Genomic DNA, 24,359 nt, shown 5'->3' with positions numbered 1-24,359 from the left:
CGCCCGGCCGGTGCCCGCCGGTCCGGTGCCCGCCCGGCCGGCCGCGGCGGGTTCCCCTGCCGTCCGTCGAGTCGAGCCGGGACGAGCCGCGATCAGCCAGGGTCAGCCGCGATCAGCCGGGACGAGCCGCGACGAGCCCTGAAGAGCCCCGAACCAGCCCGACGAGTCCCGACCAGCCCAGACGAGTCCCGGTCAGTCCCGGCCGGTCCCGACGAGTCCGGGCCAGCCCAGACGAGTCCCGGTCAGTCCCGACGAGTCCGGGCCAGCCCCGACGAGCCCCGGCCAGTCCCGGCCGGTCCCGACGAGTCCCGGCGAGCCCCGGCGAGCCCCGGCCGGTCCCGGCCGGTCAGTCCCGACCAGTGAGGAGCACCCTCGTGACACCCCCCTCGCGCGGCAGGCGCAGAACGGTGGCGGCCGCCCTGGCCGTCGCCGTGTGCGCCGCGCTCGCGCCCGCCGTGCCCGCCGCGGCGGCGAAGCCTCCCTCCCCACCGTCCGACGCCCGGCTCGCCGCCGAGCCCACCCGGCACGATCTGACCCGCGAGCAGTTCTACTTCGTGCTCCCGGACCGCTTCGCCAACGGCGACCGCCGCAACGACCGAGGCGGACTGACCGGCTCGCGCCTGCGGACCGGCTACGACCCCACGGACAAGGGCTTCTACCAGGGCGGCGACCTCAAGGGGCTCACCGAGCGCCTGGACTACATCAAGGGCCTCGGCACGACCGCCGTCTGGCTCGCGCCGATCTTCAAGAACCGGCCGGTCCAGGGCACCGGCAAGGACGCCTCGGCGGGCTACCACGGCTACTGGATCACCGACTTCACCCAGGTGGACCCCCACTTCGGCACCAACCGGGACCTGAAGACGCTGATCGACAAGGCCCACGCCAAGGGCATGAAGGTCTTCTTCGACGTCATCACCAACCACACCGCCGACACCGTCGACTACGCCGAGAAGGCCTACGGCTACCGCCCCAAGGGCGCCTACCCGTACCTCGGCAAGGACGGCCGCCCCTTCGACGACCGCGAGGGCATCCCGCGCGGAGCGGTCGACGCCGACTCCTTCCCGTACACGCCCGTCAAGGGCGAGGGAGCCGTCCGCAAGGTCCCGGCGTGGCTCAACGACCCGACGATGTACCACAACCGGGGCGACACCGACTGGGCCGGGGAGAGCGCCGAGTACGGCGACTTCGTCGGTCTGGACGACCTGTGGACCGAGCGGCCCGAGGTCGTCGAGGGCATGAAGCGGATCTACGAGAAGTGGGTCCGCGACTTCCGGATAGACGGCTTCCGGATCGACACCGTCAGACACGTCGACCTCGACTTCTGGACCCAGTGGGCCACCGCGCTGGACGCCTACGCCGCCAAACGCGGCCGTGAGGACTTCTTCATGTTCGGCGAGGTCTACTCCGCCGACCCGGCCGTGACCTCGCCCTACGTCACCCGGGGCCGGCTCGACTCGACCCTCGACTTCCCCTTCCAGGCCGCGGCCCGCGCCTACGCCTCGCAGGGCGCCGACGCCGGCCGGCTCGGGGACGTCTTCGCCGACGACTACCGGTACACCACCGACAAGGCCAACGCCTACGAGCAGGTGACCTTCCTCGGCAGCCACGACATGGGCCGCATCGGTACCTTCCTGAAGCAGGACAACCCCGGCGCCGGCGAAGCGGAGCTGCTGAAGCGGGCCCGCCTCGCCAACGAGCTGATGTTCCTCAGCCGGGGCAACCCCGTCGTCTACTACGGCGACGAGCAGGGCTTCACCGGCGCAGGCGGGGACAAGGACGCCCGCCAGACGATGTTCGCCTCGAGGACCGCCGACTACCTCGACGACGACCGGCTCGGCACCGACCGCACCCACGCCGACGACGCCTACGACACCGGCCACCCCCTCTACCGCTCCATCGCGGCCCTGTCGAAGCTCACCCGCGAGCACCCGGCGCTGCGCGACGGAGCCCAGCGGGAGCGCCACGCCGGGGACTCCGTCTACGCCTTCTCCCGCACCGGCACCGAGAAGCGCGGCCGGGCCGTCGAATACCTGGTGGCCGCCAACAACGCCACCACCGCCGAGACCGTGACCGTGCCCGTGGACTCGGCCGCGTTCCGGACCCTGTACGGAGGTTCCGGCACCGTCCGCGCCCGAGCCGGCAAGCTCACCCTCACCGTCCCCGCGCTGTCGTCGCTGGTGCTGCGCGCCACCGGACCCCTCGCGCCGCCCGCCACCCGGCCCGCCCTCACCCTCGAGCCCCCCGCCGCCGGGGCGACCGGCACCGTGGAGATCTCCGCCGACGTCCGCGGCGGGCAGCTCAACCGGGTCGTCTTCGCCGCACAGGTGGGCGACGGGACCTGGCGCACCCTCGGCACCGCCGACCACGCGCCGTACAAGGTCACCCAGCACATCACCGCCCCCGCCGGGACACCGCTGCGCTACAAGGCGGTCGCCGTCGACAGCCTCGGCCGCACCGCGAGCGCCCTCGCCGGCACCACCGCCGGGCAGGCCCCGCCGCCCGGGAAGCCCACGGCCGCGGAACGCACCCACGCGGTCGTCCACTACCGGCGCGCCGACGGGGACTACGACGGCGCGCGGCTGAAGGCCGCCGGGACCACGGCCGCGTTCACCGGCCGCGACGCCTGGGGCGCCTTCGCCTGGGTCGAGGTCCCCGAGGGCGCCTCGGCCCTCCCGTACACCGTCGAGAAGGACGGCGCCGCCGACGGACCCCAGCGCACCATCGACCTCGGCGCCACCGGCCAGGTCTGGATCACCCAGGGCCAGGACGGCCAGTCGGGCACCGCACCCGACGGCGCCTACCCGCCGCAGGACCCGAAGAAGGCCGTGCTGCACTACCACCGGCCGGGGGGCACCTCCCCGGACGCAGGCTCCGGCGAAGGCGACTACGACGGCTGGGGCCTGCACGTCTGGACCGGCGCCGCCGAGCCCACCGACTGGTCGAAGCCGCTGATGCCCGTCCGCCGGGACACCTACGGCGTCACCTTCGAGGTCCCGCTCGCCGAAGGCGCGGAATCGCTCAGCTACATCCTCCACAAGGGCGACGAGAAGGACCTGCCGGACGACCGGTCGCTGTCCTTCGGCACCCACGGCCGCGAGGTGTGGATGCTCGCCGGTCAGCCCGAGTACCTGCTGCCGACGACCGGCGGCGCACCCTCGCTCGACCTGTCGAAGGCCGAGGCGCAGTTCATCGACCGCGACACCGTCGTGTGGAAGGCCGCGCACAGCGACGCCGCCAGCCGGCAGCTGGTGTACGCGCCCGGCGGCGGCATCGAGGTGGTCGACGGCGCACTCTCCGACGAGGGGCACTGGCTGCGCCTCGACCCGTCCGAGCTGACCGCCGACCAGAAGGCGAGGTTCCCCCATCTGAAGGACCTCCCCGCCTTCACCGTCGACCCGCGCGACCGGGACCGCGTCGAGAAGGCCCTGCGCGGCCAGCTGATCGCCACCCAGCGGGCGGCGAACGGGGCGCTGCTCGCCGCCACCGGAGTGCAGATCCCCGGCGTCCTCGACGACCTCTACGCGGGCAGGGCCGAGAAGGCCGCGCTCGGGCCGGTGTTCCGCAAGGGCCGCCCGACGCTGTCGGTCTGGGCACCCACCGCACGCCGGGTCGCCCTGGAAATCGGCGGCAGGACCGTCCCGATGCGCCGCCACGACGCCTCCGGCGTCTGGTCGGTCACCGGCCCGGCGAGCTGGCGGGGCAAGCCCTACCGGTACGCCGTGACCGTCTGGGCGCCCAGCGTGCAGAAGCTCGTCACCAACAAGGTCACCGACCCGTACTCCACCGCCCTCACCACGGACTCCGCCCGCAGCCTCGTCGTCGACCTCGCCGACCCGAAGCTCGCCCCCGAGGGCTGGTCCACGCTCCGCAAGCCGGCGGCCGTGCCGCTGAAGGACGCCCAGATCCAGGAACTCCACGTCCGGGACTTCTCGGCCGCCGACCGCACCGCGAAGCACCCGGGCGGCTATCTGGCCTTCACCGACCGCGACTCGGCCGGGATGAAGCACCTCACCTCGCTCGCGAAGAGCGGCACCTCCCACGTCCATCTGCTGCCCGCCTTCGACATCGGGACCATCCCCGAGCGGAAGTCCGGCCAGTCCGTACCGGACTGCGACCTGAAGGCATACCCGCCGGACTCCGAGGAGCAGCAGGCCTGCGTCGCCAGGACGGCGGCGAAGGACGCCTACAACTGGGGCTACGACCCGCTGCACTACACCGTCCCCGAGGGCTCCTACGCCTCCGACCCCGAGGGCACCCGCCGCACGGTCGAGTTCCGGCGGATGGTGCAGGGCCTGAACGGCGCCGGACTGCGCACCGTCATGGACGTCGTCTACAACCACACCGTCGCGAGCGGCCAGTCCGAGAAGTCCGTACTGGACCGGATCGTCCCCGGCTACTACCAGCGGCTCCTCGACGACGGCTCGGTGGCCACGTCCACCTGCTGCGCCAACACCGCGCCCGAGAACGCCATGATGGGCAAGCTCGTCGTGGACTCCGTCGTCACCTGGGCGAAGCAGTACAAGGTCGACGGCTTCCGCTTCGACCTGATGGGCCACCACCCGAAGGCGAACATCCTCGCCGTCCGCGAGGCCCTCGACGCGCTCACCCCGCGGAAGGACGGCGTCGACGGGAAGAGGATCGTCCTGTACGGGGAGGGCTGGAACTTCGGCGAGATCGCGGACGACGCCCGCTTCGTCCAGGCCACCCAGGAGAACATGGCCGGTACGGGCATCGCCACCTTCTCCGACCGGGCGCGCGACGCCGTCCGCGGCGGCGGCCCGTTCGACGAGGACCCGGGCGTGCAGGGCTTCGCCTCCGGCCTGTTCACCGAGCCCAACGCCTCCGACGCCAACGGCACCCCCGCCGAGCAGCGGGCCCGGCTGCTGCACTACCAGGACCTGATCAAGGTCGGGCTGTCCGGGAACCTGGCGTCGTACACCTTCACCGACACCCGGGGCCGCACGGTCAAGGGCTCCGAGGTGGACTACAACGGCTCACCGGCCGGCTACGCGGACGAGCCCGGCGACGCCCTGGCCTACGCGGACGCCCACGACAACGAGACGCTCTACGACGCCCTCGCGTTCAAGCTGCCGCCGTCGGTGTCCGCCGCCGACCGGGCCCGGATGCAGGTGCTGGCGATGGCGACGGCCGCTCTCTCCCAGGGGCCCGCGCTGTCCCAGGCCGGCACCGACCTGCTGCGGTCGAAGTCGCTGGACCGCAACTCCTACGACAGCGGCGACTGGTTCAACCCCGTCCACTGGGACTGCCGCGACGGCAACGGCTTCGGCCGCGGCCTGCCGCCTGCCGCCGACAACAAGGCCAAGTGGCCCTTCGCCAGGCCGCTGCTGGCCGAGCCCGCGCTGAAGCCCGGCTGCGCGGAGATCACCGGCACCTCGGCCGCCTACCGCGACCTGCTGAAGATCCGTACGACCGAGAAGGCGTTCTCCCTCGGCACGGCGGGCAAGGTGCGGTCGGCGCTCTCCTTCCCCCTCTCCGGGACGGAGGAGACGCCCGGCGTGATCACCATGCGCCTCGGCGACCTGGTCGTGGTGTTCAACGCCACCCCGGACCGGCAGACCCAGCGGATCGGCGCCCTCGCGGGCACTCCGTACGGGCTGCACCCCGTCCAGGCAGGGGGCGCCGACGCGGTGGCCAAGTCGTCGTCGTACGACGGCGCCACCGGCACCTTCGCGGTGCCGGGCCGCACCGCAGCGGTGTTCGTCCGCGGCTGACCGGAGGCTCGTCCGCGGCCGACCGGCGATCGGTGACCGGTGACTCGTCCGCGGCCGACCGGTGACCGGCGATCGGCGGCTGTCCGCGGCGGCGGGCCCGGCCCCTCGGGGGCTCAGGCGCGCTGCTGCGGCACCCGCGCCGCGGACGACACCTGCGGCACCAGGTCCGCGAGCCGGCCGGCGAGGTCCCCGAGGGGCCCGTCGGCCGGCTCGTCCCGCATGATGCGCGCCAGTACGGCGGCCATGTCGTCGTCGTACGCCGCCGGCACCGCCACCAGCGCCGCGAAGTCGTGGACGAGCTGGCGCTCCAGCTCCGCGCGCGGCACGTCCCGCCCCTCGAGCCAGATCAGCGCGGTGGACTCGGCGAGCGACACCCAGGACCGGACCACCAGCCGCAGGCGCGGGGCCGGGTCGGTGACGCCGAGATGGCCCAGGATCTGCTCGTAGGCCGCCTGGCGAACCTGCTCGATCACCGCACCGGCGGTCCCGCCGCCGGCCACGGGACCACCCCGCATCAGAGCCGCGAAGCCCTGACCATGCTCGTCGACGAAGTCGAAGAACCGTCGCATCACCCTCAGCAGCCTTGCGCCGAGCGGTCCTTCCCGCCGCTCCGTGAAGCGGTTCGCGAGGTCCTCCGCGGCCCGCCGCAACGCGGCCTCGTACAGGCTCTGCTTGCCGGGGAAGTAGTGGTAGACCAGCGGACGCGAGATGCCCGCGGCAGCGGCGATCTCGTCGATGGACACCTCGTCGGGCGAGCGGTGGCTGAACAGCTCCAGCGCCACTGTGATCAACTGCTGCCTGCGCTCTGCGACGCCCATCCTTCGGCGAACCCCGGTCGTCATGCGAACAGCCTAACGGCCGGGTCTCGAACGCCGTCCGCCGCTCGGCGGGTACGCTCCGGGGACATGACGGCTTCTGACCAGGAGACACCCCCGGACGTCCCGGTGGACGCGTCGGCGCGGGTAGCCCCGGGGGCGCCGGTGGTTACGGGGGCGCCGGTGAACGCAGAGGCGCCGGTGAGTGAAGAGGCGCCGGTGGACGCGGGGGCGTTCGCGACCGTGGAGCCGCCTGCGACGGTGGAGGTGCCTGTGCCCGCGGAGACGCCTGTGCCCGCGGAGACGCCGACGGGGATGAGCCCCCGTCAGGCCCGGCTGCTGCGGATCGCCGCCGCGTCTGTCGTGCTCGTGGCGCTGGCCGCGGTCCTGGCGGTGCGGCTGGCCAGCCGCACTTCGGTGCTCGTGGTCGGGGTGTACGGACTGGCCGTGATCCTGTGCGGAGCCGTCATCGAACTCAGCCGTCACGGCCGCACCCGGCTGGGCACGTATCTGCTGGGCGCGGGCCTGGCGGCGGCCCTCGCGGCGGACTGGCTGCTGCTGCCCTGAGGCGCCCGGCCGACGCGGCGCAGTGCGCGGTCTCCGCTCAGCGCACCCAGGGCGGGCCAACCGGGGCGGGCCACCCAGGGCGGGCCAACCGGGGAAGTCCCTGCGGCTGGAAGTCCGCCGGACCGGAAGTCCGCCGGACCGGAAGTCCGGCCCGCTCGGCCGGGCCGGGTCCAGCGCCGCCTCGGCCGCCGGGCGGCGCGCGTACGGAGGTGCTGCCGCCTCCGCCGGCGCCCCGTCGGCCCCCAGTGCTCTCGGGGCAGGCCCGGCAGCGTGCCCGACCTGCGCGCGGTCGCGGCCGCCGGGGCCGCCGCCTCGGCATGCCTGCGGCGGCGCTACGGATCGGTCGTCCGGGCCTGCGGGGAGCAGGGGGCGGACTCCGGGGACTGCGGCAGGGCGAGGGCCGTCCCGCGCTCCGGGGTGCGCAGGCCGTCCGCCGCGGCGAGCGCCGCGAGTGGGTCGGCGACCCCCGCGTCGGCCAGGACCTGCCGTACGGAGGTGTCCGAAAGGGCTTCCAGGGCGCGCAGCGCGTATGCGGCACGGGCGGCCCCGGACAGCGCGGACAGCTGCCGCCCCAGGGCGAGTTCATCGGCACCGCCGGAGTGGGGGAACAGCCCGGGACCCCAGCCCTCGGGCAGCGGCGGCGGGAACCGCACCCGTCTCGGCCAGGTCCGCCGCCGTGGCGGCAGACCCGCCACCAGCGCCTGCCGCAGCACCCGACCGCGGACGTAGGCGTATCCCGGACCGGCCGATCCGCCCGGGACCGGCACCGCCGCCCCGCCGGTCCGCGGAACCCGCGCGGTGCGGCCGCGCGGCAGGGAGCGCTGCACGATCCAGTGTGCGGTCAGTACCCGGCGGCCGCGGCCGAGGGAGGGCGGCAGCACGAGGTAGGCGATCCGCACCAGACGCGGATAGTGCTCCACGGGCACGGCCTCGGCCTGCTCCGCGTCGACGGCGCCGGGGACGGGTTCCTGAGTGCTCACCCTCAGCTGAACGAGCGAATACTGCGATAGTCACCATATCCGGCGGACCGGCCCCGCGAGCCGTGAGTCCCCGGGCGATCACCGGGGTCACGGGCACGGCATGCCAGCCCCTCCCGCGGCATACGACGGGACACATGGGGCAGGAGGTGCGCCTGCGACGTGCGGCACGTTCCGCCCGTTCCTCTGCACACCGGCGCGCCGACCGGGCACGATGGCCCGATGAGTACGCAACGAGCCCGAAGCACCGCCCCGAAGGCCCTGGCCGCACTGGCACTGACGGCCGTCACGGTCCTCACCGCGTGCGCCGGGGACGCGGACGACGCCCCCGACGTGCCGAAGACGGCGACGGGCAGTCTGGAACAGCTCGCCGAGCAGGCCGACTGCGAGCCGAACATCCAGACGGACGCGGAGGAACTGCGGCAGGCCAACTGCACGACGAAGGACGGCAGGTACATCCTCACCACCTTCGCCACGGACCGCGGCCAGCGCGAGTGGATCAACGAGGCCAACGACTACGGCGGCACCTACCTCGTCGGCCGGAAGTGGGTCGCGGTCGGCGACGAGAAGGTGGTGACGGCACTGCGCGGCCGGCTCGGCGGGACCGTGGAGAGCGGCGCCTCGCACGGCGGGCACTCGGGGAGCAGTTCCGGCAGTGGCGGGAACGAGGACGAGCACTCCGGCCATCACTGAGCAGGCCGCGGGCCGCGCGGGCCGGGGGAGGGAGGGTTCCGGGGAGGGAAGGCTCAGGGGGGAGGGCCGGCCCTCGACTGCCCGGGAGGGCGGGGCCCGCCCGCGGCAGGCGCGAGGCCTGACGCGAGCGGGGAAGGCTCAGGGGGAGGGCTGGCCTCGGTTGTCCGCGGGAGGGCGCGGGGCCGGGCACTCGGGGAGGGCGGCTTCGGCTGCCCGGGCGGGGCGGGCCCGCGGAAGATGGCGCCGAACCCGGGGCTCAGGCGGTAAGCCCGGGGTTCGGCGCCGGCTCAGGGAGCGGTCAGCGGCACGTGCGACCGCTGTTGATGCAGCCGACCATCTTCTTCATCAGGTTCTGGTCGAAGACGTTGATGAAGTCGCCGTGGTCGGTGATGGGCTTGTGCAGCTGCTCCGGGAAGGAGTCGACGGCGAAGACGCTCGGGTTGGCCCCGCCGAAGACCGGCGGCGGCACGTCGTACACGATGCGCTGCACGAGCTGCGGGATGGCGCGGAAGCCGTTGGGGCAGGCGCCGTTGGCCTGGGCGAAGGCGACATGGGTGCGGTGGTTGGCGCTGTCGGTGTTCTGGCCGTCCCAGCAGCTCTGGAACTTGAACGTCCGCACCACCTGGCTGCCCTGGGGGCAGATCGGGTACTTGTCCTTCAGCTGGCGGTTCTCGAAGCCGGTGCAGCTCCAGGAGGCGTTCGCGTTGGCGTCGCCGTTGACGAACGCCTTGGCGTCGCCGGTGATGATCCGCAGAAGCCGCGGCATCGCCGTCACCTTGGACCGCGGGTTGCCCACGAAGTCCATGGTCACCTGCGACGGTGTCTGGATCTCGCCGACGTTCTGGTCCTTGCCGCCGCCGTCGGCGTCGGCGTCGTCCTCCTGCTGCCCGTTCTGGAGCCGCAGCACCGGCCAGAAGTACGACGACCGGTCGCCCTGGTTCACACAGGTCGTCTCGCCCGCGGCGAGATCGTCGTCACTGGCGAACGCGTCGTTGGCCTGGTTGCCGATGTAGTCGTGCATATGGTGCGCGCCGTTGGCGACACCGGGTGCGACGATCACGTTGTCCGGGTTGAACTTGCCGTTCTCGTTCACCCCGCAGCTCGTCTTGAAGACACCACGGGAGACGCCGCGCCGGTTGCGCGGGTCGCCCGCGTTCGGCTTGACGGACTTGATGTCGACGAAGTCGGCCTGCACCGGGCCATTGCCCGCCTGACCGCCACCGCCCTGACCGCCATCGTCCTGACCACCGTCGTTCTGACCACCGTCCTGACCCTGGCCGTTGCCACCCTGGTTCCCACCGTCGTCGGCCCGCAGGGTGCACGGCGCCATGGACGTGAGGCCCTGCGGCTTGGGCGCCTTGCCGCGCTCGATGAGCGCGGCGATCCGCTGGAGGATCACCGTACGCTCGTTCTTCAGCGGGTTGAGGATCTGCTGCTGCCCGTACTGGGGGTTCTGCTCGATCCGTTGCCTGAGCTGGGCGAAGCGCTTGTACGCCGTGGTGATCTGGGTGTCCAGTGTGGCGAGTTCGCGGTCGATGTTGCGGCGCTCCTGCTGAGGCACCTGTTTCAGTTCGTTTCCGACGTCCGGGCAGTCGATGGTGGAGACCGACTGGCCGGCGGCCTGGGTTCTGTTGGGGCTCTGACGGCTCTCACCCGCAGATGCGTAGACATTGACCGCGATCAGCCCACCCCCGCCCAGAATCAGGGCGGCCGAGGCTGCGATCGCCCGGTTCGCCAGCGTTGAGCGTTTGCGTGTCGTGCGTGCCATGGAACTCCAATCCCGGGGTGGGAGCAACGCGCCGTTCCATACGGCGTCGCGTCGCGCCACGTTCAGACGGGACCGGATTTCGTAGAAAACTCCATTCGCAAAACGGGTCTCAGGGGGTCAACGGGCATGCCCTGGAACGGAGTTCCCCAAACCTCGGCGGCAGGCCCGGCCCACCGCGGGCACCCGTCGCCATGAGCGGCGGCACGACCCGCCGCGGTACGGCGCCGTCTCCACCACGCCCCGCCACACGAACCGGGTACGGCCCCGGCACCAGAGGTCTCATGGCGCCGGGGCCGCCCCCGCCTACCCGCCCGCTTCGCCGGCATGCGGCACTCGGCGACGTGGGGGATCCCGCCGCGCCACCCGTCCGCACGGCGGCATGGAGCGCGCCCGGTGTGCGGTGGGTCCGCGGCACGCCCGGTGGGACGCGGTGGAGCCGCCGCGCCGTACCGTTCGGCGCCCCTGCCACGCGTCGGTGAACGCATCCGCGGCCGGCGCCCGTGTAGGGGGACCAAGCCCGGCCGGCCGTACGGCCCGCCGCACGGCCTGTCGCACGATCGACGGCTCGGCCTGTGGCGCAGCCCCGGCGCGCATCGCGCGCATCGCGCGCACACCGAGGGCACCGAGGGCGCACCGCGCGTACACCGCGCGTACACCGCGCGTACACCGCGCGTACACCGCGCGTACACCGCGCGTACACCGCGCGTACACCGAGGGCGCACCGCGCGCACGCCGGGGGCAGCACTCAGGGGCGGCCGCCGGATGACCGTGTCCGGCCGGCGGCCGCCCCTTCGCGGCGTGCGCGGGATCAGACCCGGCCGGCCTTCTCCAACGCGGAGCAGCAGGTGTCCACCAGCAGGCGGGTCACCACATAGGGGTCGACGTTGGCGTTGGGCCGGCGGTCCTCGATGTAGCCCTTGCCGTCCCTCTCGACCTGCCAGGGGATGCGCACCGAGGCGCCGCGGTCGGAGACGCCGTAGCTGTACTCGTTCCACGGGGCCGTCTCGTGCAGACCGGTCAGCCGGTCGTCGATGCCGGCGCCGTAGTTCTTGACGTGGTCCAGCGGCTTGGAGCCCTCGCCCAGCGACTCGCACGCGGTGATGATGGCGTCGTAGCCCTCGCGCATCGCCCTCGTGGAGAAGTTGGTGTGCGCGCCGGCACCGTTCCAGTCGCCCTTCACCGGCTTCGGGTCGAGCGTCGCGGAGACGTCGAAGTCCTCGGCGGTCCGGTACAGCAGCCAGCGGGCGACCCACAGCTGGTCCGACACCTCCAGCGGCGCCAGCGGGCCGACCTGGAACTCCCACTGGCCGGGCATGACCTCGGCGTTGATGCCGGAGATGCCGAGTCCCGCCCGCAGGCAGTGCTCCAGGTGCGCCTCGACGACGTCCCGGCCGTGGATCTCGTCGGCGCCGACACCGCAGTAGTAGCCGCCCTGGGGAGCCGGGAAACCGCCGACGGGGAAGCCGAGCGGACGGTCGCCGTCGAAGAAGGTGTACTCCTGCTCGATGCCGAAGACCGGCTCCTGAGCGGCGAACCTCTCCGCCACCTCGGCCAGCCGGGCCCGCGTGTTGGAGGGGTGCGGGGTCATGTCCGTGTTGAGGACCTCGCAGAGCACCAGCACGTTGCCGCCGCCGCGGATCGGGTCCGGACACGAGTAGACCGGCTTCAGCACGCGGTCGGAGGCGTGGCCCTCGGCCTGGTTGGTGCTGGACCCGTCGAAGCCCCAGACGGGAAGCTCGGAGACGGCTGAGGCGGGACCCGTCAGAATCTTCGTCTTCGAGCGAAGCTTCGCGGTCGGCTCGGTGCCGTCTATCCAGATGTACTCAGCCTTGATGGTCACGGGCCCTCATCCTTCGCGGGTGCAGCGGGTATGAGGCGCAGCCTGGCAACCCCGGATTTCCCGGTCATTGCCCGACGGTGAACCCCGTGTTACTCGGCGATCCCCGGGTTCCGCGACCCGGGCGCGGGCCACCCCGGGTCAGGTTCGTCGCGGTCCTGCGAGCGGGCCGCCGGCCTCCGGGCCCGGCGGCCCGTCCCCCGCCGTCCGGTCGCGGGCGTCCGCGGTGCAGACTGGCCGCATGACCAAGCCACGCATCGGACTGATCGGAACGGGCCCCTGGGCGGAGCACACGCATGCCCCCGCTCTCGCAGAGCACCCCGGGGCCGTACTCAGCGGCGTCTGGGGCAGGCGCCCGGAGGCCGCCGCCGCGCTCGCCTCGGCGCACGGCGTCAAGGCGTACGAGGATGTGGACGCCCTCATCGAGGCGAGTGACGCCGTCGCCTTCGCCGTGCCGCCCGACGTCCAGGCACCCCTGGCGGCCCGTGCCGCCGCCGCCGGACGGCATCTGCTCCTGGACAAGCCGGTGGCGACCACGGTGGCCGGGGCCCGTGAGGTGGTGGCGGCGGCGGAGGGGGCCGGCGTCGCTTCCGTCGTCTTCTGCACACTGCGGTTCGCGGCGGACACGGCCCCCTGGATCGCGGAACAGGCCGCTTCCGAGGGCTGGTTGACGGGTCGGGCGCACTGGCTAGGCTCGCTCTTCGGGCACGGCTCCGCGAGCCCGTACGCCGCCTCGCCCTGGAGGCGGGAAAGGGGCGCGCTGTGGGACGTCGGCCCCCATGTGCTGTCCGTGCTGCTGCCGGTGCTCGGCGACGTCACGGAGCTGACGGCCCTGCGAGGTCCGGCCGACACGGCCCATCTGGCGTTCCGGCACGCGTCGGGGGCGTCGAGCACGGCCACGCTGGGCCTGAGCGCGCCGCCCGAGGCGGCGGGCGCGGGCATCGAACTGTACGGGGAGCGGGGGCGCGTGGCCATGCCCGAATGGAGCGATCCCGTCGGCTCGTTCCGTACGGCGGTCGACGAACTCGTCGAGTCGGCTCGCACCGGTGATCCGCACGCCTGCGACGTACGCCTTGGCCTGCGGATCACGGAGATCCTCGCGGAGGCCGAGCAACGGCTGGGGGAGGCGCGGACCGCGGCGGGCGGGGGCTGAGGCAGGGCCCGAGCGGGCGGGGGCTGAGGCAGGGCCCGAGCGGGCGGGGCGGTCGCCGCCTGCGGCCGCCGTCTGTGAACGGGGCCGTTCCCGTGCCATGGAACGGCGGAGGAGCGGCCGTACCGAGGTTCCGTCCGCTCCTCCGCCACCCCGGGTGCCCGCGGCGGAGGCAGGCACCGGGGGGCTCGTGGCACGTCAGCCGACGCGCTCGATCCGGGCGTTGCGGATCAGGAACTTCCCGGGCTCCCGCACCTGCTCGAACGCGGCGTCGTTCAGCAGCGTGCAACTGCCCGACGCGGCTGTGACCTGGACGGTCGTCGACCTGTCGTTGTCGAGGTTCGTCACCTTCAGCAGGGTGCCGACCGGGAACTCGCTGCTGGAGGCGGCCGGAGCGCCGCCTTCGCCGGACAGCGTCACCGTCGATCCCACGCAGACGACCTCCCCGGCGGGAGCGCCCCGGTCACCCGCGCCGATCGGGGGCGGCTGCTCGGCGGCCGGGGGCCCGGCGGCTTCGCCGCCGTCTGCGCCCCCGTCGCCCGCGTCGCCCGCGTTTCCGCCGAGGCGTTCGATGCGGACCTCGCGGATCACGTTCCTGCCGGCTTCACGGACCTGCTCGAAGGCCGCGGCGTTCAGCAGGGCGCAGCTGCCGGAAGTCGATGTCACCTCGACGGTGGTGGTCTTGTCGTTCGCCAGGTTGGTGATCTTCAGCAGGGTGCCGATCGGGAACTGGCCGCTGGAGGCGGCCGGAGCGCCGCCGTCGCCGGAGAAGGTGAGGTTCTGTCCGGCGCAGACGACCTCGCCGGTGGCAGCCGCCTCCGCACCCCCCGAGGCCGCACCCCCGCCCGAGGCCGCACCGCCGGCTGCCTCGGCCTGGCCCGCCGGGGGTTCGGCCGGAGCCGCGGACCGGTCTCCGCCTCCGGAGCCCTCGGCACAGCCCGCGGCCCGCTGCTGGAGGTTGATCTGCCTGATGACCGCCTCGCGGTTGGCGATCCGTGCTTCCGACTGGGCGTCGGGGTCGGTCCGTTGGGCGGTGATGAAGTTCTCGTTGTTGCGTACCGCCTGGGCGAATCCGTCACAGGCCGCCGAGGCACTGCTCGTCCCGGTCATGACAACCGCGGTTCCGCCGACCACCGCCGCGGCACCGACCATGAGCGCGATCTTCTTCTTGCCGCTGAGGGTCTTCTTGCGCGACACGTAAGGCTCCTGTCCCCGGCCTGAACGGCGGCCGGATCGGTTCCGTGTGCCGCTACGTACGAGGAGGCCGAGATGCCCGCTCAACGTCTCGGCGGCGACTTCCTTAACTGGGGCTTAAGTCTCCGCAGGCGGGCGGGAATCGGGACGGCGGGGCCGGTTGACGGGGGACCCGGGGCCTGGGGTCCGGTGCGGTCCACGGAGTGGGTGCGGCGCAGGGGCGGCCGCGGGGCCTGGGGTCCGGGGCGAGTCCCCGGGCTCGACAGGGTCATGGGGAAGGTTGCGGCCCGGTGTCCGAGGTCCGGGGTCCGGGGTCCGGGGGTCCGGGGTCTGGGGCTTCCTTCCGTCCGCTCGGGTCCCATCGGCGGTGCCGCCCCCCGGCTCCGCGTCGGTCACGGGTCCCTTCCGGGGGGCGCCCCGGCGGGCGGGCCGGGGTGGGGCCGGGCCCGTGGTGGCCGCGGGGGTCAGCGGCCGAGGGCGTCCCGTACCGCCTCCTCGGTGCGCGCGACGACCGCCGTGCCGTCGTCCGCCGTGATGATCGGGCGCTGGATCAGCTTGGGGTGCTCCGCGAGCGCCGTGACCCACCGGGCGCGCGACTCCGCGTCCCGCGACCAGTCCTTCATACCGAGGTCCCGGGCGACGGCCTCCTGGGTGCGGGTGATGTCCCACGGCTCCAGTCCGAGCCGTTCGAGTACGTCGCGGATCTCGTTCTCGGACGGGACGTCCTCGAGGTACCGGCGCACCGTGTACGACGCCCCCTCCTCGTCCAGCAGATGCAGCGCACCACGGCACTTCGAGCAGGCGGGGTTGATCCAGATCTCCATTCCGCCACCGTACTCCCCGTCTGTCACTCGAACACCCTGAACACCCTTTGGCCAGGGGCGATTGTCAGTGGTGGGCGCTAAAATCGAACTAGTTCGTGAGGGATCAACCACCGCGCCAGGAGGTCGCCGATGGGCGTTGCCGCAATCACGACGACGGGGACGGGAACAGTGGCGGGCACGACGACGAAAACGGAAACGGGGACGGGAGCGGGAGTAACGGCAGGGGCGGGCAGGAAGGCCCGGCGGGGGGCAGGGGCGAGGGCGAGCCGGCCGGAGCGCGGGTCCGCGCCGTCCGGGCCGGTGAAGAGGCCACTGCCTGCGGGGCTCCCGCGCGAGTGGTACGAATCCCACAACCGCCGGCTCAAGGCTATGCGCCTGGCCATCGCGCTGCTCGACACCGGCGTGTACCACCCGGCGAACGCGAGCAACCGGCGGATCCGCACCACGGCAGAGCGCATCGGGATCCGTCCGCCGTCCGACACGACGTGCCGCATGGTGCGTTCACTGATCCACTACGACGACTGACAGATATCGGCTGACAGATGACAACTGACAGATATCCGCAACTGTCATTCAGTGGCTGTCAGTCGACACCTCACACCTCACACCTCACAGCCCAGGTCCCATAATTGGCGACCGGCGACCGGCGACCGGCGACCGGTGGCTGAAGGCTGACGCGGAGTGAGCCGCGCGTACGGCGGACCTGCGTGCGGCTCACCGTGCCTTGCGGCCGGGAGTCCACCGGCTCGGCGGCCCCCCGGGTGCCGCCGAGCGGTGCCGAGCGGTGCCGTTGCCCGGCCGTGCCCCGCTCCTCCCGGCCGCGAGGCAGTGCCCAGCCGCCGCCGTCTGCCGCGGGGGCTCGTCGAGTCCCCGACTGCCCCCGCAGTCGGAGGGAGCGGACCGGGGTGCCGGACGCGGCCCCCGTGTGGCGTGTCACAGACAAGCGGGCCGTCGCTGTGGGAAGTTCAACTCTGCTTTCCCTCAATCGAGTTGATGCATTCCACCGGCCCGCCTGCCGAGAGGATCGAATGAGCACGCTGGAAGCCATCACGCTTGACCAGGTGGCCGATACGAACCGGTATCCACTGTCGGATCTCGACGGCCCCGAGGGGCAGGTGGTGGTGGCCCAGGCCCGGCGCGAACTGTCGGACCTCGGCTGCACCGTGCTGCCGGACTTCATCCGGCCGTCCCTCCGGGACGTCCTCCGTGAGGAGGGCTCGTCGCTCGCCCCACGCGCGTACCACGACACGGAGACGGTGAACGTCTACAACATCGCCGTCGACTCGGATCTGCCCGAGGACCACCCCGGCCGGCGGACCTTCCAGCGGGGCAACGCGTTCGTCGCCAGGGACCGCATCCCCGAGGACTCACTGATAGGCCGGCTCTACTCGAACGACCTCTTCCGGGACTTCGTCGCCCTCTGCTTCGGGCTGCCGCGACTGTACGAGCTGGCCGACCCGTTGTCCGGACTGGTCCTCAACGTGGTCCCGCCCGGCATGGAGCACCCCTGGCACTTCGACACCAACGAGTTCACCGTCAGCATGCTCACCCGGGAGGCGGAGGACGGCGGCGCCTTCGAGTACTGCCCCAACATCCGGTCGGCGCGGGAGGAGAACTTCACCGCCGTACGGGCCGTCCTCGACGGCCGCGGCGACCGCTTCATCCGCCGTCTGCCCCTGCGCCCGGGCGACCTGCAACTCTTCAGGGGCCGCTACTCGCTGCACCGGGTGAGCCCCGTCAGGGGAGGGACCGCCCGCCACTCCGCGATCTTCGCCTACAGCGAGCGCCCCGGTGTGATCGGGAGCGTCGCCCGCACCCGGCAGTTGTTCGGGCGGGTGCTGCCCGAGCATCTCCAGGCCGAAGGCCGCGCCGTCCGTGGAGACCGGCTCCTCGACTAGGCGTGTTGCGAACGCGGCTCCGTCGCCCGCAGGGCGGGGCAGGAGGGGTTCCCACAACACGCCCCAGCGGTTCCGGGGCGGTGCACGGTGCGTGGTGCGCGGCGTGCGGCGTGCGGTGTGCGACTGCCGGCCGGCGGTTCCGTTCTCCGGGCACCGCCCGGCCGTCGCATGGTGCGCCACCGGATCCGGACCGCCGGCGCCGGTCCCGCACCCGCCACCACCGCCGGACCGCACCGGACGGCCGCCCCTCCGCCCCACCCCGTACGCGTGCCCCGCGGGGCGTCCCCGCGCCGCAGCCACCTGCGTCCCGACCACCCAGCCCGGCCCCCGGCCCCCGACCCCCTGCCACCCAGCTCCCGACCACCCTGCCCCCGACCACCCAGCCCCCGGAGAACCGGCGACCGGGCCGCTCAGCGACCCCTACCGGCGCTCAGCGCCCCAGCCACTCAGCGACCCCACGGAGGAACAGCACCCCGTGCGATTCGACGCCACCGGAAAAGTGTCCCTCGACCACATCTACGCCCAGCCCGACCCCCGTACCTACTTCTCCGTGCTCCGCCCCCTCGGCTACTGCGTGCCCCAGCAGGCGAAACCGTGGTTCGCCAAGCTGATCCGGGAGTACCGCGAGTCCCGGCGGGTCACCGTGCCGCAGGTGCTGGACATCGGCTGCTCCTACGGCATCAACGCCGCCCTGGTGAAGTACGACGCCACCCTGGACGAGCTGTACGACCGCTACGGTGACGTCCGGGCCGGTGACGACAGCCGGGCGGCCCTGCTGGCCCGCGACCGGGAACTGGCCCGCTCCCGCCGCCCGGCGCGGCCCCTCCGCTTCGTCGGCCTGGACGCCGCAGGCGGCGCGCTGGCCTACGCCCTCGAAGCGGGCTTCCTCGACGACGCGGTCCATGCCGACCTGGAGAACTACGACCCCACCCCCCGCCAGCGCGCCCGGCTCGCCGGCACGGACCTGGTGATCTCGACCGGCTGCCTCGGGTACGTCACCGAGCGGACGCTGACGCGCGTGGTGCGGGCCCAGGGCGGACGCCTGCCGTGGATGGCGCACTTCGTGCTGCGGATGTTCCCCTTCGCGTCCGTGGAACACGCCCTGGCCGGGCTGGGGTACCGCACCGTCCGCGTCGACGAGGTGTTCAAACAGCGCAGGTTCGCCTCCCCGGAGGAGCAGGCACTCGTCCTCGACGGCATGGCTGCCGCGGGGGTGGATGCGCGGGGCCTTGAAGCGGAAGGCTGGCTCCACGCACAGCTCTACATCTCCCGGCCGTACGACACCGCAGGCACCGACGACCCGAAACGAGACCAGTAGTGGACAACCGTCAGACCCCCACGCCGGAGGCACCGCGGCCCGGCGCGGCACCCTCCACCTTCGCCTACGAGGAGAGCCTGCCGCGCGTACCGCTCCCCACGCCCGAGGCCAGCTGCGAGAGGTTCCTCTCCTGGTGCGCACCGCTGCTGACCGCGGATGAGTTGGCGGTGACCGAGGCGGAGACCGCCGCCTTCCTCCGTCCCGGCGGCGCCGGCCGGGTGCTGCACGCCGCACTCGAGGAGTACGAGGCCACCGAGGGAGTGCAGAGCTGGCTGGACACGTTCTGGCCGTACCGCTACCTCGGCCGGCGCGACCGGATCGCGCTCAACGCCAACTTCTTCTTCCTGTTCCGGGACGGCGGCGGGGGGCAGGTGCCGCGCGCGGCCGGGCTGATCGCGGGGGCGCTGCACCACAAGGGCCTGCTCGACCGGGAGCGGCTCCCGCCGGTGACGCAGCGCGGGGTGCCGCAGTCGATGGTGCAGAACAAGTTCCTCTACTCCACCACCCGGATTCCCGGCGTGCGGCAGGACACGGTGCGCGCCCCCTACGGCGAGGACCGGCCCGGGCCGTCGGGTGCCCGGCACATCGTGGTGTTCTTCCGCGGCGGGATGTTCCGGCTGGACGTGCTCGGCGCGGACGGCGTCCCGTACGGTCTGCGGGACCTGGAGGCCGGACTGCACGCGGTCGTGGAGGCCGGTGCCGAACCCGCCGCGCCGGGCACCTCGGTGGGCCACCTCACGACCATGGCGCGTGCGGAGTGGGCGGCCGCCCGCGAGGACCTGCTGCGGGTGGACCCGCGCAACGCGGAGTCCCTGGACGTCGTCGAGACGGCGCTGTTCTGCGTCTGCCTCGAGGACTTCGCGCCCGCCGGAGTGCAGGAGGCGTGCGACGAACTGCTCTACGGCGATCGCGGGAACCGCTGGTTCGACAAGGCGGTGTCGTTCGTCGTCTTCGCGGACGGCCGGGCGGGCATCAACGTCGAGCACTGCGAACTCGACGGCACCACGATCCTCGGCTTCACCGACTTCCTGCTGGGCACCCCGGCCGAGGAGCACTCCCGCCGCTCGGGCGCCCGCTCCCAGGGCCTGCCCGCCCTGGAGCCGGTCGTCTTCGCACTGGACGGGCCGCTCCGGGAGCGGGTACGCGCCGCGGCCGAGTCGTTCGCCGCGTACGGCGACGCGACCGCGACCACCACGGTGACGTTCCCGGACTTCGGCAGCACCACGGCCAAGTCCCTGGGCATGTCCCCGGACGCCTTCGTACAGTGCGCCTACCAGCTCGCCCACCAGCGCGCCAAGGGACTTCTGGGCGCCACCTACGAGTCGATCGCCACCCGGCAGTACCGCAACGGCCGCACCGAGGCCATGCGCGTCGTCACCCCGGAGATGCGGGCGTTCGTGGCGGCGATGGAGGATCCCGCCGCCTCACCGGCGGTCCGGGCGGCCGCCTTCCGGGCCGCTGCCGAAGCCCACACGGCCAGGGCGAAGGCCGCCCAGGCCGGACAGGTACCCGAGCAGCACCTGTGGGAGCTGGAACTCGTCCAGCGCCGCCGCGGCCCGGAACTGGGTGTCACCGAGCAGCCCGCCCTCTACCGCACCCCCGGGTGGCTGAAGATGCGCGACGACTACCTCAGTACCAGTTCCGCGCCCTCCCGCAACATCCAGTTCTTCGGCTTCGGTTCCACCAGCAGCCGCTGCATCGGCGTGGCGTACGTGCTGCTCCCCGAGCGCTTCAACCTCTACCTGAGCACGCCCGTGCCGGTCGCGGACCGGATGCGCACCTTCGCCGACCGCCTGCGCGAGGCGGTCGCGGAGCTGCGGGACCTGCTGGAGACCGGGGGCCGGGGGACCGGGGGGTAGCCGACCGGTGAACGGGCCACCCGGCGGACGCACCCCCCGGGACGGACACCCGGGAGGCACTCCCCGGGACGGACACCCGGGGGACGGGCGAGCGCGAGGGGCCGGGGCCTCACGTGCCGAGGGCCTCGGCGCGGGCTCGGTACGCGGGTGCGGGCACGGCGCGGGCTCGGTACGCGGGTGCGGCGCTCGGGCGGCCTCGGTACGCGGGTACGGGTACGGGTACGGGTACGGGCACGGCGCGGGCTCGGTACGCGGGTACGGGCACGGCGCGGGCACGGCGCGGGCACGGCGCGCGCACGGCGCGGGTACGGGCACGTCCCCCGGACGAACACGGGCCGTGGCCCCGGACGTCTCACAGCCCGGCGAAGTAGGCGGCCGCGCCGTCGGCGACGCCCTCGACGAGGGCGATGCCCGCCGCCTGGGTGGGCTGGCCGTCGCTGAGCACGGCGATCAGCAGGCGGCGGCCGTCCCTCTCCACGAGGCCGATGCTGTTGACCACCCACAGGCCCGTGCCGCTCCGGGGGAGCCAGCCGTTCTTCAGCCGCGCGGACCCGGTGTCGCCGGCGGCGGACACCCCCCAGTCCTGGCCGGCGGACACCGTGCCCATCAGCTCCTGGACGTAGGCCCGCGAGGCGTCGGACAGGGCGGAGTCCGCGGTGAACACCGCCCTGAGCAGGCGCAGTTGGTCGGCAGGGGTGGTCTCGGTGAGGCCCCACAGGCCCTCCTGTCCCGGTTCGGTCTCCAGCAGCCCGAGCCGGCGGTTCGCCTCCGCCAGGCCGTCGGCTCCGCCTATCGCGTCCCACAGCGCGGTCGTCGCGGTGTTGTCGCTGTTCCGGATCATCGCCGCCGCCCACTGCCGCTCCTGTTCCGTCAGCCGGCGCCGGGCGTCCTGGGCCTGGAGGAGCAGCGCGGCGAGGACGTCGGCCTTGACGATGCTCGCGGTGACATGGGCGCGGCCGTCACCCGCGGTGGCGCTCTGCCCGCTGTCCACGTCCATCAGGGCCACCGACACGCGCCCGGTGGTTTCCGCGCGCACCGCCTCGGTCGCGGCGGCGAGTGCCTCGTCCGGGGACGGCCCGGAGGAGGCGGACGGGCCGGGGGTCCGCACCGCGCCGGCCGGCTCGGCGCGGGTGCCGCTCACGGACCCGTCCTCCGGCCATGCCAGGCAGGCGAGTACGACCGCTCCGACCGGGACGAGGAGCAGTGCGGTCAGGGCCGCGGCGGCGGATATGCGGGCGCCGGGGCGCGTGGGGGATCGATGCCGACTCATGGCCGCGGAAGGTAGCGGGCCGGCCTGGGGATTCCCTGTGAGCGGGCTCCGCGCCCCGGGCACCGCGGCCCGCGGGGGACAGGGCGTCCGGTCCGCCCGTGCCGCCCATGGGGCACGATGGTCGCCCGCAGAGGAGCCGGGCCCGGGGGGTTCGGGGGCAGGAGGGTGCAGATGGCCGGGGCGGCGGAGCGGGGGCGCGTTCTGGTGGTCGACGACGACCCGGCGATCCGCCGGTCGCTGGCGCGGGCACTGCGGCTGGGCGGTTTCTCGGTGGATCTCGCCGAGGACGGGCGCTCGGCGCTGCTCGGCGTCGGCGCCCGTCGTCCCGACGTGATCGTGCTGGACATATCGATGCCCGGGATCAGCGGTATCGACGTGTGCCGGACGCTGCGCGCGGACGGCGACGACGTGCCGGTGCTGATGCTGTCGGCCCTGGACGAGACCACGGACCGGATAGCAGGCCTCCAGGCAGGCGCCGACGACTACCTGGTCAAACCCTTCGCCCTGCAGGAACTGGTGCTCAGGCTCGAGGCACTGCTCCGCAGGCGCCCGCCCGCCGGTGGTGAACTGCTGCGGGCCGGCCCGCTCGAGATGGACCCGGCCGCCCGTGAGGCGCGGCTGGACGGGGAGCGGCTGCCGCTCACCCGGCGGGAGTTCGAGCTGCTCGCCGTGCTCGCCCGCAACCCCGGGCTGGTCCTGACCCGCGACCAGTTGCTGGACCGCGTGTGGGGCTACGACTTCGAGGTGCGTACGGGGGTCGTCGACACGTTCGTCAGCTATCTGCGGCGCAAGCTCGAAACCGGCGGGCGTCCGCGGCTGATCCACACGGTCCGCGGCGTCGGCTTCGTCCTGCGTGTGGAAGGCGGAACGCGCGGCGGGGGTGCGGCGCGGTGAAGCTGTCCACCCGGATCGCGCTCGCCGTCGGCGTCACCGTCCCGCTGCTCGTCCTGGCCGCCGGGTGGCTGCTGGTCCGGCTGGTGGCGGCCGAACTCCACACCCAGCAGGACGCCCTGCTGCGCGACCGGGCCGGGACCGTCGCCAAGGACGCGCGCGGTCTGCTCAGGGCCTCCGCCGCCGACCGGCCGCCCGCGGTGGAGCAGGCGCGGGAGCGGCGCCTGTACGGTTCGGCGCTGGACGTGGGGATACGCCTGATCGGGCCGGAAGGCACCTCCTTCGGCGGGCCTCAGCCGGACGCGTCCGTACCACTGCCCGCCCAGGCGCCGGAACCGGTCACCGTCCGTGCCGGGGAGGCGAGTTGGCGGGCCCTTTCGGTCGACCTCACCGGCCCGGGGAAGCGCGTCGACGGCACCCTGTGGCTGTTCTCGCCCGGCACGAGGAGCGAGGCCCAGCTCGACCTGGTCCGCACCCGCGTACTCCTCGTCGCCGGGACCACCGCGCCGCTGGCCGGGTTGGCGGCCGGGGCGGTGGCCACCCGGGCCACCCGGCCGCTGCGACGGCTCCAGCAGCGCACCAGCGGGCTGGACCCGCGCTCCACGGCGACCCGTCCGGTCCACCACCCCACCCGGGTGACCGAGGTCGACGACCTGGCCCGCACCGTGCAGACGGTGCTGGCCCGCTATGACGAGCAGGCCGCCCGGACCGCGGAGACGCTCGCCACCGCGCGGTCCTTCTCCGCCGCGGCGTCCCACGAACTGCGCACCCCGCTGATGAGCATGCAGACCAATCTGGAGATCCTCGCCGAACACCCGGAACTCGCCGGTTCCGAGCGGGCGGAGGTGGTGTCCGATCTCCGGCGGGAGCACGCGCGGCTGCTCGGACTGCTGGTGATGCTCCGCGAACTCGGCCGCGGGGACCTGGTGGAGACCGACTCCTTCGGGCCCGTGGACCTGTCGGAGATCGCCGACGCGTCGGCGGCCGACCTGCGACGCAGGCATCCCGACGCGGAGATCGCGGTGTCCGTCAGGTCCGGTGTGCACGTCCACGGCTGGGAGCCCGGGCTGCGGACCGTCGTCGGCAACCTGCTCACCAACGCGGTCCTGCACGGCCAGTGTCCGGGTGCGCCCCCGCGGGTCGGGCTGGCCCTGGGGACCGAGTCCGGCCCGGAGGGCCGTGCCGCCGTCCTGACCGTGGACGACGAAGGGCCGGGGATCGCACCAGACGAGCGCGAGAGCGTCTTCGAGCGGTTCCGCCGGCGCCCCGGAAGCCCGGGCTCCGGGCTCGGGCTCACTCTCGTCGCCCAGCAGGTCGCGCTGCACCGGGGACGGGTACGCGCGCTGGACGGGCCGGGGGGCGGGACGCGCTTCGAGGTCCGTCTCCCGGTGCGCGCCGACGCGGGGCAGGCACTGCCGCTGCGCCGCGACTGGATGATCGAGACCGCCGCGCATCCGCGGGAGCCCGAGTGGCCGCCGGGCGGGGAACGCCCTCCACAGGGATTCGGACCCCCACAGAGTTTCCACAGAGAGCGCTCCTAGCGTTCCGGCCCGAACGGGCAACCGC

16 protein-coding genes and 1 pseudogene are annotated in these 24,359 nt (G+C 73.4%); 10 read left to right on the top strand and 7 right to left on the bottom strand.

All coding sequences use genetic code 11. The features are described from left to right. Positions 1 to 374 precede the first annotated feature (374 nt). Positions 375 to 5,732 (top strand): pullulanase-type alpha-1,6-glucosidase, encoded by a 5,358-nt coding sequence (gene pulA, locus DDQ41_RS03825; RefSeq protein WP_109293200.1) that lies wholly within the window; start codon positions 375 to 377, stop codon positions 5,730 to 5,732. A gap of 113 nt (positions 5,733 to 5,845) precedes the next feature. Here the strand turns inward: pulA and DDQ41_RS03820 are convergent, their stop codons facing one another. Next, positions 5,846 to 6,574, bottom strand: coding sequence for a TetR/AcrR family transcriptional regulator (locus DDQ41_RS03820; RefSeq protein ID WP_109293199.1), 729 nt, complete (start codon positions 6,572 to 6,574; stop codon positions 5,846 to 5,848). A 63-nt stretch (positions 6,575 to 6,637) separates the two neighbouring features. On the opposite strand from DDQ41_RS03820, the gene DDQ41_RS03815 reads away from it, so the two are divergent. Beyond that, complete coding sequence (locus DDQ41_RS03815) at positions 6,638 to 7,114, top strand: hypothetical protein (protein ID WP_262508342.1); 477 nt, start codon at positions 6,638 to 6,640, stop codon at positions 7,112 to 7,114. 332 nt (positions 7,115 to 7,446) lie between these two features. On the opposite strand, the gene DDQ41_RS03810 is transcribed toward DDQ41_RS03815, so the two are convergent. Beyond that, positions 7,447 to 8,094 carry a hypothetical protein gene (locus DDQ41_RS03810; protein ID WP_245991476.1) on the bottom strand — a complete coding sequence of 216 codons (648 nt, stop codon included), beginning with the start codon at positions 8,092 to 8,094 and terminating at the stop codon, positions 7,447 to 7,449. 219 nt (positions 8,095 to 8,313) lie between these two features. On the opposite strand from DDQ41_RS03810, the gene DDQ41_RS03805 reads away from it, so the two are divergent. After that, a complete protein-coding gene (locus tag DDQ41_RS03805) occupies positions 8,314 to 8,784 on the top strand; it encodes a hypothetical protein (RefSeq protein ID WP_109297516.1) in 471 nt (156 codons plus the stop codon). 298 nt (positions 8,785 to 9,082) lie between these two features. Here DDQ41_RS03805 and DDQ41_RS03800 read toward each other — a convergent pair whose 3' ends face one another. Continuing rightward, the gene (locus DDQ41_RS03800) at positions 9,083 to 10,552 is read right to left on the bottom strand and encodes a DUF1996 domain-containing protein (RefSeq protein WP_109293197.1); all 1,470 of its coding nucleotides are present in this window, start codon (positions 10,550 to 10,552) and stop codon (positions 9,083 to 9,085) included. 808 nt (positions 10,553 to 11,360) lie between these two features. Continuing rightward, positions 11,361 to 12,392 carry a glutamine synthetase gene (gene glnII, locus DDQ41_RS03795; protein ID WP_109293196.1) on the bottom strand — a complete coding sequence of 344 codons (1,032 nt, stop codon included), beginning with the start codon at positions 12,390 to 12,392 and terminating at the stop codon, positions 11,361 to 11,363. A 238-nt stretch (positions 12,393 to 12,630) separates the two neighbouring features. Between glnII and DDQ41_RS03790 the strand changes: the two genes are divergently transcribed. Beyond that, positions 12,631 to 13,542 carry a Gfo/Idh/MocA family protein gene (locus DDQ41_RS03790; RefSeq protein ID WP_109293195.1) on the top strand — a complete coding sequence of 304 codons (912 nt, stop codon included), beginning with the start codon at positions 12,631 to 12,633 and terminating at the stop codon, positions 13,540 to 13,542. A 195-nt stretch (positions 13,543 to 13,737) separates the two neighbouring features. On the opposite strand, the pseudogene DDQ41_RS33205 reads toward DDQ41_RS03790, so the two are convergent. Further along, positions 13,738 to 14,085: pseudogene (locus tag DDQ41_RS33205) on the bottom strand (hypothetical protein); the annotation flags it as partial. Between the two features lie 1,112 nt (positions 14,086 to 15,197). After that, the gene (locus DDQ41_RS03780; protein WP_109293193.1) at positions 15,198 to 15,557 is read right to left on the bottom strand and encodes an arsenate reductase family protein; all 360 of its coding nucleotides are present in this window, start codon (positions 15,555 to 15,557) and stop codon (positions 15,198 to 15,200) included. Positions 15,558 to 15,857: 300 nt separating this feature from the next. Between DDQ41_RS03780 and DDQ41_RS03775 the strand changes: the two genes are divergently transcribed. The 4 genes from DDQ41_RS03775 to DDQ41_RS03760 all read left to right on the top strand — a co-directional run bounded on the left by DDQ41_RS03775 (position 15,858) and on the right by DDQ41_RS03760 (position 20,632). Then, positions 15,858 to 16,082: a hypothetical protein gene (locus DDQ41_RS03775; RefSeq protein ID WP_109293192.1), complete on the top strand. Its 225-nt coding sequence runs from the start codon at positions 15,858 to 15,860 to the stop codon at positions 16,080 to 16,082. A 503-nt stretch (positions 16,083 to 16,585) separates the two neighbouring features. Further along, positions 16,586 to 17,455, top strand: coding sequence for a HalD/BesD family halogenase (locus DDQ41_RS03770; RefSeq protein ID WP_109293191.1), 870 nt, complete (start codon positions 16,586 to 16,588; stop codon positions 17,453 to 17,455). 475 nt (positions 17,456 to 17,930) lie between these two features. Continuing rightward, the gene (locus DDQ41_RS03765) at positions 17,931 to 18,773 is read left to right on the top strand and encodes a class I SAM-dependent methyltransferase (RefSeq protein WP_109293190.1); all 843 of its coding nucleotides are present in this window, start codon (positions 17,931 to 17,933) and stop codon (positions 18,771 to 18,773) included. Continuing rightward, a complete protein-coding gene (locus tag DDQ41_RS03760; protein WP_109293189.1) occupies positions 18,773 to 20,632 on the top strand; it encodes a choline/carnitine O-acyltransferase in 1,860 nt (619 codons plus the stop codon). Before DDQ41_RS03765 ends, DDQ41_RS03760 begins: the two co-directional genes overlap by 1 nt. Positions 20,633 to 20,984: 352 nt before the next feature. Here DDQ41_RS03760 and DDQ41_RS03755 read toward each other — a convergent pair whose 3' ends face one another. Continuing rightward, positions 20,985 to 21,902, bottom strand: coding sequence for a serine hydrolase (locus DDQ41_RS03755; protein WP_109293188.1), 918 nt, complete (start codon positions 21,900 to 21,902; stop codon positions 20,985 to 20,987). 171 nt (positions 21,903 to 22,073) lie between these two features. Here DDQ41_RS03755 and DDQ41_RS03750 point away from each other — a divergent pair, with 171 nt between their 5' ends. Both DDQ41_RS03750 and DDQ41_RS03745 read left to right on the top strand, forming a co-directional pair. Continuing rightward, a complete protein-coding gene (locus DDQ41_RS03750) occupies positions 22,074 to 22,796 on the top strand; it encodes a response regulator transcription factor (protein WP_109293187.1) in 723 nt (240 codons plus the stop codon). After that, the gene (locus DDQ41_RS03745; RefSeq protein ID WP_109293186.1) at positions 22,793 to 24,334 is read left to right on the top strand and encodes a sensor histidine kinase; all 1,542 of its coding nucleotides are present in this window, start codon (positions 22,793 to 22,795) and stop codon (positions 24,332 to 24,334) included. The genes DDQ41_RS03750 and DDQ41_RS03745 overlap by 4 nt, the downstream gene beginning before the upstream one ends. The last annotated feature ends 25 nt before the right edge of the window (positions 24,335 to 24,359 follow it).

It is taken from the genome of Streptomyces spongiicola, assembly GCF_003122365.1.
In the GTDB taxonomy this organism is placed as follows: Bacteria; Actinomycetota; Actinomycetes; order Streptomycetales; family Streptomycetaceae; genus Streptomyces; species Streptomyces spongiicola.
This window is presented reverse-complemented; position numbering and strand designations above follow the sequence as displayed.